The following is a 12,955-nucleotide window of genomic DNA, read 5'->3' on the forward strand; positions in this document are numbered from 1 at the left end:
ATATAAAAAACTTAGCTCTATAATTTCCGCCAGCTATTCTTATAGACTTATCTTGAGTTAAGGCTATTGCAACTTTTTCTCTGGCTGAATCTATAATATTTTAAAAAGTTTGTCTAGATACCTTCATTTTTTCTGCTCACTCTTCTTGATTTGATTTTTCAATATCTTCAATCCTCATGGCTTCTAGCCCTTCTACTTTTTCAAAAGAATAGAGGATATTTCTTATCCTCTATTCTTTATAATTATAAAATCGCTTCTAAACTTTCATCTCGATCACTTATTAATTTTTCTGCATTTTTTATACTGCTATAGGTTTTATATCCACCATCTATATTTGAAGTATTATATCCATATTGATTTAATATAGTACATGCAATATATCCTCTTAATCCAACTTGGCAACATACGTATATTTTTCTGTCTTTAGGTATTTCATTCAATCTATCTCTTAATTGTCCCAGTGGTATATTCATAGCATTTTTTATAGAACCATTTGACACTTCGTATTCTTCTCTTACATCAAGTATGTATTCTTCATTTTTTACTAGATTTTCAATTTCATACCACTGTGTATTTTTAACTATGTTTTCCATAATATTGGCACCACAGTATCCCATCATATTTACAGGATCTTTTGCAGAGTTGTAAGGTGGTGCATAACAAACTTCTGTGTCTTGCAAATCATATACTGTAAATCCTGCTTTAATTGAGTTTGCTATTAAATCGATACGTTTGTCTATACCGTCTTTTCCAACGCCTTGTGCACCTAATATTTTTCCTGTAATTGGATCAAATAACATCTTAAATGAAATTTGTGTTGCCCCTGGATAATACCCTGCATGAGATGCTGGATGAATATGAATCGCTTCATAAGGTATTTCCAAATCTCTAAGAGTTTTTTCATTATTTCCTGTGGCTGCAACAGTTAAATCAAATACTTTTGCTACTAATGAACCTAGAGCTCCTTTATATTCCACGTCTTTTCCTGATAATATATCTGCAACTAATCTACCTTGTCTATTTGCTGGCCATGCTAAAGGGATCATAGTTGGTTTTTTATTTACAAAATCCATAACTTGTATGGCATCTCCTACAGCATATATATCTTCATTCGAAGTTCTCATCTTACTATTTACTACAATAGCTCCCTTTTCATTTACTTCAATTCCAGCTTCTTTTGCTATCTTACTTTCAGGTGTTACTCCTATGGAAAGAATAATCATATCCGTTTCTATTTCTTTTCCACTTTTTAAAACAACTTTTTTACCATTATCTTCAATCCTAGCAGGTTTATCTTTTAATATTAATTTTACGCCTTTTTCGATTAAATGAGTATGAAGTACACTTGCCATCTCATAATCAACAGGCTTCATAACTTGCTCCCTTGAATGAACTAATGTTACTTCTACTCCTCTTTCATGTAAATTTTCAACCATTTCTAAACCTATAAATCCACCGCCAATTATAAGAGCTTTTTGTGGTTTATTAATATCAACGTAGTTTTTTATTTTATCTGTATCTGCAATATTTCTAAGAGTAAATAACTTTTCACAAGATTTTATTCCCTCTATATCAGGTATTTTAGGCATTGCCCCTGGTGAAAGTATTAACTTGTCGTAGGTTTCTTCATATACTTCTCCACTTTCATGATTTTTTACCTTAACTTTTTTATTATTTTTATCTATTTCTATAACTTCACTTAAATTTCTTACATCAAGTTTAAATCTTTCTTTCATTCCCTCTACAGTTTGAACAAGAAGAAAACCTCTATTTTTTATACTATCCCCTATGTAGTATGGAAGACCACAGTTGGCAAATGATATGTATTCTCCCTTTTCAAACATAATAATTTCAAAATCTTCATTCAGTCTTCTAAGCCTTGCTGCTGCAGATGCTCCACCTGCTACTCCACCTACTATCAAAACCTTTTTAGACATTAATTTACCCCCCTTAATAATTTTATCTGTTCACTTATATTATAGTCCAAATATATGTTATTTCTCATTTAATAAAGACTTTAAAATTGAATAATTATTAGAAAAAAGGCAGTTAATAATAATATACACATATAAAAAGAGCTATCCATAATTATTATTAACTATTCTGGATAACTCCTAAATTAATCTTTATAAAACACTTACTAATATAGCACCTTCTGATGTATAAGTTCCCATAACTGAACCGATTTCAGTTATGATAACCTCTTCAAAACTATGATTTTTTAGTATCATTTCCTTAGCTTTTTCGGCTTTTTCTAAACAGTTTGCATGAGCTATTGCTAGTGATGTATATTTTCCATTACTAATAATATCACTGGTTTTTCCTACAACTTTTTTAATAGAATTATTGCAGCCTCTTGCTGAATCTATTGGTTTTACAACACCCTCACTAACCTTTATTATTACTTTCATATTTAAAGCATTTATAAGTTTCCCTGCTAGAGGATTTACTCTTCCACCTTTGATAGCGTTTTCTAAAGTCTCCAATGAACCATAGAAAAATTTATCTTTCTTTAATTTTTCAATTGTATCTACTACTTCTTCAAAGTTTCTTCCTTCTTCTATTAATTTAGCCGCTTTTACTACAAACTGTCCATGTCCTATGGATCCTGCTTCTGTATCTATTACAGCTATTTTTTTATTAGGATTTTCCTCTAAGATCATATTCTTAGCAAGAATAGCTGCTGAGTAAGTACCTGATAATGCCAATGCTATTGTAAGTACTATCACATCCTCATCACCTTCATAACTTTGCATAAATTTTTCTGGTGATGGACATGAAGTCTTAGGAAGTTCCTTAGAATTTCTCATTTTTTCGTAAAATTCTTTGTTATCCAATTCTCCATCTATGTATACATCTTCTCCAAAAGAAACATTTAATGGTACTACTTTTATATTATATTTTTCAATTATATCCTTATTTAAATCACAAGAGCTATCTGTTATTATCTTTATTTTATTCATAATTTACTCCTTAAATTATAAAATTTCACAAGTCGGTCATCCGACCGATAATTAATTTAATTATATTATTTGATTAATCTAATGTCAACGTTTTATTTTGATTATCAATTTTTTACTATTAATATGTTTTAAAACAAAAAGAAAACTTTTATAGTATGTTTATATCATACTATAAAAGTTTTCTCATATTTCTTATACTTTATTCAATTTTAAATTATGGTCTTCTTGCACATATGTATTTTTTTTCATAATGTCCAGTTAAAGTTGATTTTTTCACTCCATCTCTTGGATTTGAAGCATGTATAAATTCATTATTTCCTATATAAATACCTACATGACTTACTCTTCCTTTTCCCATTGTGTCAAAGAATATTAAATCTCCTACTTGTAAGTCTTTTTGCTTAACATATTTTCCATATTCACTTTGTTCATATGATACCCTTGGTATATTTTTGCCTAGTGCTTTTTTATAAATATATTGAGTTAATCCTGAACAATCAAAATTGTTTGGTCCTGTTGCTCCCCACACATATTTTTTTCCTATTTGTTCTTTTAGTAAATCTACCGCTTTATCCATTTTAGTTTTACTTGTTGGATTAGCAACATTTTCAGTCTCTTTACTATCGCCAACTGATATTTCTATATTTGCTATTGTGTTAGCATTACTTGACTGAAGATCTTCAGGTTTTCCATAATTTATATTCACATTTATTCTATCGGAATTTATACTTCCAAGAAGTGTAGTAAGTGCATTTAAATCATTAGAATATAAATTATTATTATTTAAGTTACTAATATTATTCAATAAATTTCCTGCGCTATTACAAGAAGTACAAGAACCTCCTAAATTATTAGAATTTAGTAAACTATTTGATAAAACAGAAACAAAGTCATATGATGAATTACTAGATGAACTATTACTACTATTTAGACTTGCACTAGTGCTCATTGCCTGTAGCAGTCTACTTACAGCTATTTGGTTAATTTCACTCATATCTTACTCCAATTTATAATTTGTTTTTATAATTTATATAATACGGCAATTAATTTTCTTTATTTAGGCCTAAACTTATTTTTGTTATATTTCAGAATAATTTTTTTCACAAAAAGAGAGCCCACAAGGCTCTCCTTCTTATACAGTAGGTAGTTCATCATAACTACTTATTACTTTGTTTACTATGCCATACTCTACTGCTTCTTCACAATTTAACCAATAATTTCTATCTGTGTCATTTTCAACTTTTTCTAACGGTTGGTTTGTTGCAGTACTTATTATTTTATTTATTCTTTTACGAACTCTAGCAATTTCTAAAGCTTCTATATGAAGATCTGTTGCTTGACCTCTGCATTGACCAAGTGGTTGATGTATCATATATCTTGTATTTGGTAGAGAATATCTATTTTCTTTGTCAGCAGCAAGATATATTGTTATTCCCGCACTAGCTACCCATCCTGTACCTATAACTATAACCTTTGGTTTTACAAATTTAATCATATCATGGATAGTATCTCCAGCTTCCACATGTCCACCTTGACTATTTATGAATATCTTTATAGGCTCATCACCCATTTCTTGTAATATTAATAGTTGAGTAGATACTTTTTCTGCTAATTCTTGGTTTATCTCTCCCGAAATAAATATTGTTCTAGATTTTAATAATTTTTCCATTACCATACTAGATGTGTCTTTTCCTTTTTCCTCTTTCTCCCCTAAATAAATCATTTGCTTTCTCCTTTTATACCTTTTTAATATAAACCATGCTAAAGATTATTGTTAATTTGTCCCTTATTAAACATTATATATCTATCTTATTTGCCTTACAACTTTCCGTTTATTAAATTTTCTATTTCTTTTAATTTATTTTCACTTAATGATTTAAGATATTCTACGTAAAACTCTTCCCATTCATAATTAGTGTCTAATTTTTTAGAAAGAGTTTTTATTATATCTAACTTTTCCATTCTGTATTCTCCATAAAATATAAATTTACATAAAATACTTAGTTCTAAATTGCTCAAAGGCATAAATAGAAACAAATACTCATCTTCAAATATACAATTACTTTTCAACATATCTATATAATCTTTTATTGAATTTATTTTCTTATTTATTATATTTATTTTTTCATAAATATTATCACTGTCTAATATGTCTTCTATTATTACTCTAAAAGTCTCATCATCTAATCTACTTTCTTCATCAATAATTAACTGACTTTCATTATTTTCAATTTCATCTGTTATAACTAAAAGATTTATTAAATTGTCTCTTTTCAATTCATCTATTGTAAGATTTATAAGATCATCTTCATATTTTTTCAAGTAAGCTTTCTCATATTCGCCCAAATTATAATCTTTAATTATTTTATTTATCGATAAGCTAACCAAAATTTTTATTTCATTTTTATTTAACTTTTTCAATCTATTATTTAATTTCTCAAAATCCTTTTTACTTATTTCCAAAGAATTATTATTACAAAGTATAGAAAAAACTCCATTATTAATTGTCATTTCAAAAATATTTATAAGTAAATCTTTATAATCTATTTTATAAGTATCTCCATAAGATTTTAGAATTTTATGAATATCATCATTATTAAATTTGTTGCAGATTTCATTCTCCAAGTATAGATTCCATAAATAATTTTTTATATAGTAAAGTCCTGCCACATCCCAGTCGTCAAATGCAAGAGGATAATCTATATCTGCTACACTTTCATCTGGCTCAAATTCTAAATCATAGTACTTAAAAAAGTCCGAAATTCCAGGTAAAGTATCTTTATAAGCTCTTAAATCAGTATAAATTTGATTTTTTAATGTTTTTTCATATAAGTTTTTAGTATGAATGAAATCCTCTTTTAATATTATTTTTCCTTTTTCATAAATATATGAAATTTCCTCATTCTTTAAAATATTTATAGCTAGATTTATATTTTCCAAAGTATTCATATATGCATCTATTGTGTACCATATTCCAATTATAAGCTTTTCTGCTTTTTCCACTGTAACTGAGCTACTTTCCCCTCTTGTATAGCTCAATATTATATCTTTTAATATTTCTCCTATTTTAGTTTGTACATTATATAAGAAAGATTTGGATAATATTTCGCACCTTACACATTCGTTTATAAGGGAAATAGTGTATTTATATTTTGAAAGATTACTAGAGTTAAAATCTTTACTAATAAATTGTAAATTATTCATCCTCACTTACCCTTCCTAATCTATAATCTAGTGCAAATTTTTCAGTTAAGTTTTGTACATTGTCGATTCTTCCACTAGTTTTTTCATAGAATTCAACTATAATATCTATAATTTCATTATCACTTACTTCATCCAATGTTTCATTTTTTAAATAGTAAAAAATATCTTGTAAATCATTAATTATTTCCACATAATCATCTTTGTCTGTATATTGAGATGTATATATTTTATTTATTAATTTTTTAGTCACATCCATATTCAGATCTATTCTTCCATAAATTTTTAAGCTATACCCTCTTGATTTAATTATTTCTTCCACATCTCCAGGCGTTAAAATCAATCCATAGGCTGATGATTCTTCATTAATTTTTAAGATTTCATTTTTTGCTACAATAATAGATTCATTTTGTATTGAACTTAAAATAATGTTTTTTATCAACTTTATCATCTCCTTTTTAAAAATATATTGACTTTTTATTTTGTTTGTGATATACTTAAATCAATATATGTTTTATTTCGATTTCAAATCTAACCTTTAGTATATTACAATTATATATAGTTGTCAACAAAGCAAAGGCAGTTTACCTGCTATTTTTTTATGCATAAAAAAGGCAAGTTATAATAACTTGCCTTTTTTATTTGTTCATTTTTTATTAATAAATTACTACTGTTGTTGTATCTAAAACATTATCGTATATCCATTGTGCATTTTCCACTGCTAACCTTACACAACCATGACTTAAAGCTTCACCTAAAGTATCATCAATTATTTCTGTTCCATCAGCATTAAAAAGAATAGAATGATAATAATAACTTCCTTTTATTCTTGTAGCATATTTTACTCTATAAGTATCTGTTCCAAAGTATGGCTTTCTACCATTTATATAAAAAGTTCCCGTAATTGTTGGTGTACTAGGTTTTCCTACGGTGCAGCTCCATTTATAGAGTAACTCCCATTGATTATTTTCACCTTTTTCAAATACATAAGTTAATCTATTGTCCAAATTTGTAGTAATTAAGTTTATAGTTGGACTTTTTATATCATTATCATTTACAAATTTAACCATATCTGTATCAAAATAAGTAAAATCATATTCCCCTGGTTCCATACCATCATTACTTAAAAATACATTAAAAATATATCCTTCTTCATCGTCATAAATAACCTTACTCCAATCTCCATTTACATCTAAAACTTGAACCCTAGATTTTGCTGGAACTATGGTTACTGGATTTGATGCTGAGTCCGGAAAAGATCTTAATTCGGTATCTGTCCAAGTATATTGCGTTTTTGACAGGTACTCGTTATACACAAATCCTCTTAAACCATTATAAATCACCTCATACCAATCTTCTTCTGCATCGATAACATTAACTTTCGAGCCTGCTGGTATCACTGTAATAACATTAGCCTCAGTAGATTTTGCATCTCTTAGATTCAAATTGGCAAGAGTATATTTTACATTATCATTTAAATCTTGTTGTCTTTTAATTCTACGCATATTTCCACCCCATAATAAATATTTTTATACTATTTTATGAGATTAAAGCTATATTAGTTCATCATTTGTGTATATATCTAAAGAATAATTCTATAGCACTCAGTTAATCATCTTAATGCTTTAATAATTAATGGCCTGGTAACTTTAATACCAGGCCATCTTAGTTATTTACTATTTAATCTTTTTATATTTTTTTTCATATCTTGTATATTTTCTTTTACAGTTTCTTTTAATTTTTCTCCTTTTTCCTTACTAATAACTTTTTCACTCACCATTTTGTCTATTTTTTCACATTCAATTTTATAAATTCGTTCTTTAATTTCGGCTTCTTTTGACTCTCTATCCTTTGTCATATAGAAATTAATATTTTTCACATCATCTTCCGTAAGGCTACCCCTTTCTTTTAACTCATTAATGCTTTCTTTTAGCAAATATCCTTCAACTCTTGGACAAGGGCTATAATCAACATATGTACATGAAGTCATCGTATTTTCCGAAGCATTAGCTTTTAAAGTTCCTCCACATAATGTTCCAAATATTATTAATAGCGTAATTATCACCAAACCTACTGACTTATCATCTTTTTTCATATTTTACCTCCTTAAGTTTATAAAATCGCTTTTGATTAATTTTACTTTTCCCCAAAACCTTAATTAAACCTTAAGAAAATAAATTTTTATAAAAAATTCGCTTCGCTCATATCGCCAACGAGATACCTTAGCTACCGCTTCAGGCAATGACCTTGCTCAAAAAAGACCTACATTTTAAATATTTATGTAGGTCTTTCTAATTTATAATATGAATTTATCTACCACCAGTTAGTAACATGTAAACTTTTTTCATATATTTTCTCATAAATATGGCTACACAAGCACATATTGTTATTGTTATTATTGGTGCTACAAAGAAAATAATTAAGCTACTCGTTGAGCTTACTGGCATTACTTTGAACCACACCTTTTTAATAATTGATTGTAATGGAATATGGAAGAAATAAATAAATATTCCGTATTTAGCTAGTCTCATTTCTTTTCCTAAATCAAATTTATTCTTAAATCGTTCTCCAATTACATCGTAAACAAACCATGCAAATGGTACACCACATAAGATTATTATGTTTTCAACAAGTAATAATACATATTCATGATTTGGTATTTGAGGCATATACATTAAAATAGTTTTTAATATTATAGCCAGTATATAGCCCAACCCAAATAAATATCCCTTGTCCTTATATTTATTAAAGTATATATCAAAATCACCTATTGCAAAACATGCACCTATTGCAAACATTAATATAGGATAGTAAATAACATCAAAGAACAAGAACACTGTAATTACTAGTAAGGCTTTATCTTTTAATTTATCTATTACATAGTAGATTATTGGAGAAATCACTACGTTTATCATTAAGGCTCTAATATACCAAAACTGATATGGTAGAGGATAAATATATGTATTTTTAAATAATTCTACTGCATTATAATCAGCTATTATTCTATCTGAAAACATGGACCTACCAAAAGCAGTAAGTTCTACTAAATATAATATTATTAGCCATCCTGTACACCATATAAAATAAGGTATAAATAAACTTTTAAATCTTTTTTTGTATTTTGATAAAAAAGCCTCTGTTGATGGTCTAAATTTATAAAAGAATAGGTATCCTGATATTACAAAGAACATAGGTACAGCTATTCTTACAATTCCTTGTCCTACAATATTTTGTACTAATGTATTTACATTAAATACAGATGCATCTTCTAAGTTGTTAGAATGAAGAATAACAACAAAGAAAGTCATAATTAAAGACATATTTTTAATTTTATTACTAAGGTATTTGTCCATAAGTTCCCCTCTTTCTGCATTTTTACTTTTTTCGCTAAATTTCTAATAGTCTACACTTTAAAATACCATAATTTCTTGTTTTTATCAATAAAACAAATGTGACATTTATGTTATATTTCTAATATTTTATAAAAACGCTTTCTCTAACAAACTAATTTTAATCAAAATAAAAAAAGCTGTACTATTTATCTTATAGACAACTTTCTTTTATCTTATTCTCATCAAATTTATATTATATTAACATTCTTTAAATATTTGATAAAATCATCCACGTTACTTCTTGCTTCATTTAACTCTAAATCATATTTATCCATAACCATAGAAACGATTTCATCTTCATTTTTTGCACTTTCAAGATTATTCCAAATAAAACTTCCTATATTATTAACCTTTATTATTCCCTTAAAAGATAAGGCTGTTTCTCCTATTGGAACTAAAGTATTTTCTCCACAGATATTTCTCATACAAAATTCTTTTTTTATTTTCATAATTACTTCCCCCTTAAGTTTGCTATTTATATTAAAATAGCAACTTTGTTAAAAATATATTTATATTCTATAAATAATATATTAATTTTTCATACATGTCAACGAAAATCAAAAAACATTTTCTTGGCTATAAAATTTACTTTTTTAAGCTATTAATTTTCTTTTCTTAAAAAAATATAAAAAATCAAAAAAATACTATAAAGTACTTTAATTATTATTAGTCAAAAATGTCACTTCTCCAAGTTTATAAATTTAGAACATTTCAAATATTTTTGCTTAAATTATATATACTACAAAAGTAGATAAATATAACATGAGAGAGTTATTCTCTCCTGTTACAAAATTTATTCTAAAAGAAAGAATTGAAGATGATATACTATACGTAAGCAAAGTATTTTACAAAGGCAACAAAAAAACTTTAGCTTTGAAGATCCTATAATTTAACTTTTAAGTTAATAACTCTTTATAAATAATAAATTAATATTTTTCCAAATAAAAAGAAGGTGATGCTAATATTCACCTTCCTTTTTAAACATACTGTATATATTTACGCAACTTTATTTGCATTATTTTTATTTTTAATATATTTCTTTTCATATCTAGCATATAATAAATATCCTACTATAGAGAATAATAATGGCCCACCTATCATTGTAAGTGTCTTAACTAATCCTTGTGGACTAGTTATTACTGGTTCTATTATCGTAAATATGTTTGCAAATCCTATTATAGCAGTTACCATTGTTGCTGCTGCTATAGCTAAACCATAAGATTTATAAACAACAAATGGTTTTTCTACTTCTCCATTTAATTGCTTTTTCTTAAATTTAGGGAATGCTGCTGATAAGAACATATATGGTATAGTCATTGCTACGTTAGTCATTAATGTAAGAAGAGCAACGAATTCTTTTGCGTCATCTCCACCAAATGCAACTATTAATATCATTACTATTACTATTATTGCTTGCACTATCATAGCATTTATTGGCATTCCATTTTTTATTTCACCAAGCTTTCCAGGCCATACTTCTTTTGGTGCACCTTGGATAAGAGTTTTAAGTGGTGAATAAGTTAATGTGAAGAAAGCTCCTGTTAAAGCTAAGAACATTGAAAGACCAACGAATCTTGCTGTCCATGCTCCTACTGTTAATGCAGCCGCTTGAGAAAGCCCCATTCCCACACCTATTTTAAATCCTAAGTTACTCATTAATATGTAAGTAACATTTGCTAAGTTTACGTTACTACCACTCATTACCTCTGACCAGTTAGCAAACATGCCACATGCAAATATTCCTAATGCATATCCTAAAGATATTACTACTGCTGATATAGCTAAACCTTTTGGGAAAGTCTTTTCAGCATTTTCTGTTTGGTCTACTAATCCTCCAAGAACTTCTAAACCTCCAAATGCAAAAACTGCAAATGTTAAGAATGATAATATCGCTATTGGAGTTGAATACTCTGGATTTGGTGAAGTTGTAAAGCTTTGAGCTATATTGTTTATTGGCTCTGCTAAACCACCATTCATTAAGACTACTACAATACCTCCACCTAATAATACTATGTTAAGTATTGTTACTGCAGTTCCACCAACTGAAGTTATTTTACTTATTTTATCTACACCTTTTGTAGCTATGAAAGTAACAACGACTATCCATATTGCTGCTAATATTCCTAATGTTTGTACTGATCCTAGGCCAAATAAGCTCCAGCTACCAGTCATATCTGTACCAAATATTGCGTTTGATAATGGTATCCAGATAGTTGATGAAACGTTTACCATCCAAATCATATATGAAGCGTACCACATAAAGGTACCTATAAATGCATATTTACCACCAACTGATTTTTCCATCCATGAATACATTCCACCACTTTCTTTTTTGAAAGCTGAACCATACTCTGCCATCATAAATGCGTATGGAATAAAGAATAGTACCGCACTTATTACATACCATGGAATTGCTGAATAACCCATTAAGAAAAATGCCTTAGGCATATTAGCAAATCCAAATACAGATGTGAATATCATAAGTACAAGAGGTACTAATGTAAGTTTTTTTGTTTCTTTTGACATAACTTTTCCTCCTTATAATCCCCCATAATTTACTACAAGACAAACATTTTCTTCTGTAAATTCTGAGTTCACGAAGTAACAACTTTTTTTGTTACCCAAAATTGTCACAACTTATAATACCACTATTAATTTTATTTTTCAACGACATTTTTTATTTTATTATACTTTTGTAAATATACAGAATTATCTTGCTAATTACGACAATTATTGTCGATTATGCAAGCCAAGTGTCATAATAAAAAAGAATGATGCAACGCATGCATCATCCTTAGTTTCTACACCTTCTACAACCAATACATTATCTACTGCTATTAAACATCCTTGTAATTATAAATTTCAATAAAAAACTAAATAATAGTTTTTAAATAAAAAAAGACAGAGCTCTACTCTATCTTTCTTGCTATATATGTTATTTATTAGCTAACTTATTTATTTATATTATGTCTGCTGCTTCCAATTGCTTTAAAAAGCTCCCTAAATCTTTTTTAGCATCTGATTTTTTCACCATATATGTGTTAGTAATTAAGGAAATCATCTCCTCTTCACTTTTGCATTCTTCTAAATTTTCCCAAACTAAAACTTCTACTTCATTTAAACTAATTAGTCCATTATAACCTTTTTGTGATGTATTTTTGGGCATAAGAATATATTCTCCAGCAATTTTTTGCAGATTGAAATCTTTTTTAATTTCCATGATTCCTCCCCCTTGTTTTAAAGTTTTTCATCATTATAGTATATGCTAATTTGTTAAATAAATTTTACATAAACATTAACATGAAAAATAACCATCACTTAAATTTTACTTTAGTGTCTCTTTAATGTCAACAAGTGAGCCGTGATTTTTTAAATACTTTTCTTTACAAAATAAAGCAT

12 protein-coding genes are annotated in these 12,955 nt (G+C 27.6%); all 12 read right to left on the reverse strand.

Translation table 11 applies throughout. The features are described from left to right. Nucleotides 1-242: 242 nt before the first annotated feature. The 12 genes from K0039_RS15440 to K0039_RS15495 all read right to left on the reverse strand — a co-directional run bounded on the left by K0039_RS15440 (nucleotide 243) and on the right by K0039_RS15495 (nucleotide 12,776). Nucleotides 243-1,937 (reverse strand): CoA-disulfide reductase, encoded by a 1,695-nt coding sequence (locus tag K0039_RS15440; protein ID WP_331476765.1) that lies wholly within the window; start codon nucleotides 1,935-1,937, stop codon nucleotides 243-245. Nucleotides 1,938-2,126: 189 nt separating this feature from the next. Then, nucleotides 2,127-2,963 (reverse strand): DegV family protein, encoded by an 837-nt coding sequence (locus K0039_RS15445; RefSeq protein WP_228105968.1) that lies wholly within the window; start codon nucleotides 2,961-2,963, stop codon nucleotides 2,127-2,129. Nucleotides 2,964-3,177: 214 nt separating this feature from the next. After that, a complete protein-coding gene (locus K0039_RS15450) occupies nucleotides 3,178-3,957 on the reverse strand; it encodes a C40 family peptidase (protein ID WP_228105969.1) in 780 nt (259 codons plus the stop codon). Nucleotides 3,958-4,095: 138 nt separating this feature from the next. After that, complete coding sequence (locus K0039_RS15455; RefSeq protein ID WP_228105970.1) at nucleotides 4,096-4,686, reverse strand: ATP-dependent Clp protease proteolytic subunit; 591 nt, start codon at nucleotides 4,684-4,686, stop codon at nucleotides 4,096-4,098. Nucleotides 4,687-4,781: 95 nt separating this feature from the next. Next, nucleotides 4,782-6,167, reverse strand: coding sequence for a DUF6179 domain-containing protein (locus K0039_RS15460; protein ID WP_228105971.1), 1,386 nt, complete (start codon nucleotides 6,165-6,167; stop codon nucleotides 4,782-4,784). Beyond that, nucleotides 6,160-6,615, reverse strand: a complete 456-nt coding sequence (locus tag K0039_RS15465; RefSeq protein ID WP_228105972.1) for a DUF6323 family protein — start codon at nucleotides 6,613-6,615, stop codon at nucleotides 6,160-6,162. Before K0039_RS15465 ends, K0039_RS15460 begins: the two co-directional genes overlap by 8 nt. A 205-nt stretch (nucleotides 6,616-6,820) precedes the next feature. Continuing rightward, nucleotides 6,821-7,669 carry a L,D-transpeptidase family protein gene (locus tag K0039_RS15470; protein ID WP_228105973.1) on the reverse strand — a complete coding sequence of 283 codons (849 nt, stop codon included), beginning with the start codon at nucleotides 7,667-7,669 and terminating at the stop codon, nucleotides 6,821-6,823. 164 nt (nucleotides 7,670-7,833) lie between these two features. Beyond that, the gene (locus tag K0039_RS15475) at nucleotides 7,834-8,259 is read right to left on the reverse strand and encodes a hypothetical protein (protein WP_228105974.1); all 426 of its coding nucleotides are present in this window, start codon (nucleotides 8,257-8,259) and stop codon (nucleotides 7,834-7,836) included. Between the two features lie 214 nt (nucleotides 8,260-8,473). Continuing rightward, complete coding sequence (locus K0039_RS15480; protein ID WP_228105975.1) at nucleotides 8,474-9,517, reverse strand: acyltransferase family protein; 1,044 nt, start codon at nucleotides 9,515-9,517, stop codon at nucleotides 8,474-8,476. A gap of 227 nt (nucleotides 9,518-9,744) precedes the next feature. Beyond that, on the reverse strand, nucleotides 9,745-10,005 hold the full coding sequence (locus K0039_RS15485) for a PqqD family protein (RefSeq protein ID WP_228105976.1): 261 nt from the start codon (nucleotides 10,003-10,005) through the stop codon (nucleotides 9,745-9,747). 547 nt (nucleotides 10,006-10,552) lie between these two features. After that, on the reverse strand, nucleotides 10,553-12,082 hold the full coding sequence (gene yjeM / locus K0039_RS15490; RefSeq protein ID WP_228105977.1) for a glutamate/gamma-aminobutyrate family transporter YjeM: 1,530 nt from the start codon (nucleotides 12,080-12,082) through the stop codon (nucleotides 10,553-10,555). 433 nt (nucleotides 12,083-12,515) lie between these two features. Further along, nucleotides 12,516-12,776 (reverse strand): PqqD family protein, encoded by a 261-nt coding sequence (locus K0039_RS15495; RefSeq protein WP_228105978.1) that lies wholly within the window; start codon nucleotides 12,774-12,776, stop codon nucleotides 12,516-12,518. Nucleotides 12,777-12,955 lie beyond the last annotated feature (179 nt).

The sequence above is a fragment of the Terrisporobacter mayombei genome, from assembly GCF_020748465.1.
GTDB lineage: Bacteria > Bacillota > Clostridia > Peptostreptococcales > Peptostreptococcaceae > Terrisporobacter > Terrisporobacter mayombei.

Coding starts and splice junctions, on each gene's coding strand:
- K0039_RS15470 (WP_228105973.1), bottom strand. CDS start 7,669: ATGCGTAGAATTAAAAGACAACAAGATTTAAATGATAATGTAAAATAT.
- K0039_RS15480 (WP_228105975.1), bottom strand. CDS start 9,517: ATGGACAAATACCTTAGTAATAAAATTAAAAATATGTCTTTAATTATG.
- K0039_RS15445 (WP_228105968.1), bottom strand. CDS start 2,963: ATGAATAAAATAAAGATAATAACAGATAGCTCTTGTGATTTAAATAAG.
- yjeM (WP_228105977.1), bottom strand. CDS start 12,082: ATGTCAAAAGAAACAAAAAAACTTACATTAGTACCTCTTGTACTTATG.
- K0039_RS15460 (WP_228105971.1), bottom strand. CDS start 6,167: ATGAATAATTTACAATTTATTAGTAAAGATTTTAACTCTAGTAATCTT.
- K0039_RS15455 (WP_228105970.1), bottom strand. CDS start 4,686: ATGATTTATTTAGGGGAGAAAGAGGAAAAAGGAAAAGACACATCTAGT.
- K0039_RS15450 (WP_228105969.1), bottom strand. CDS start 3,957: ATGAGTGAAATTAACCAAATAGCTGTAAGTAGACTGCTACAGGCAATG.
- K0039_RS15475 (WP_228105974.1), bottom strand. CDS start 8,259: ATGAAAAAAGATGATAAGTCAGTAGGTTTGGTGATAATTACGCTATTA.
- K0039_RS15495 (WP_228105978.1), bottom strand. CDS start 12,776: ATGGAAATTAAAAAAGATTTCAATCTGCAAAAAATTGCTGGAGAATAT.
- K0039_RS15465 (WP_228105972.1), bottom strand. CDS start 6,615: ATGATAAAGTTGATAAAAAACATTATTTTAAGTTCAATACAAAATGAA.
- K0039_RS15440 (WP_331476765.1), bottom strand. CDS start 1,937: ATGTCTAAAAAGGTTTTGATAGTAGGTGGAGTAGCAGGTGGAGCATCT.
- K0039_RS15485 (WP_228105976.1), bottom strand. CDS start 10,005: ATGAAAATAAAAAAAGAATTTTGTATGAGAAATATCTGTGGAGAAAAT.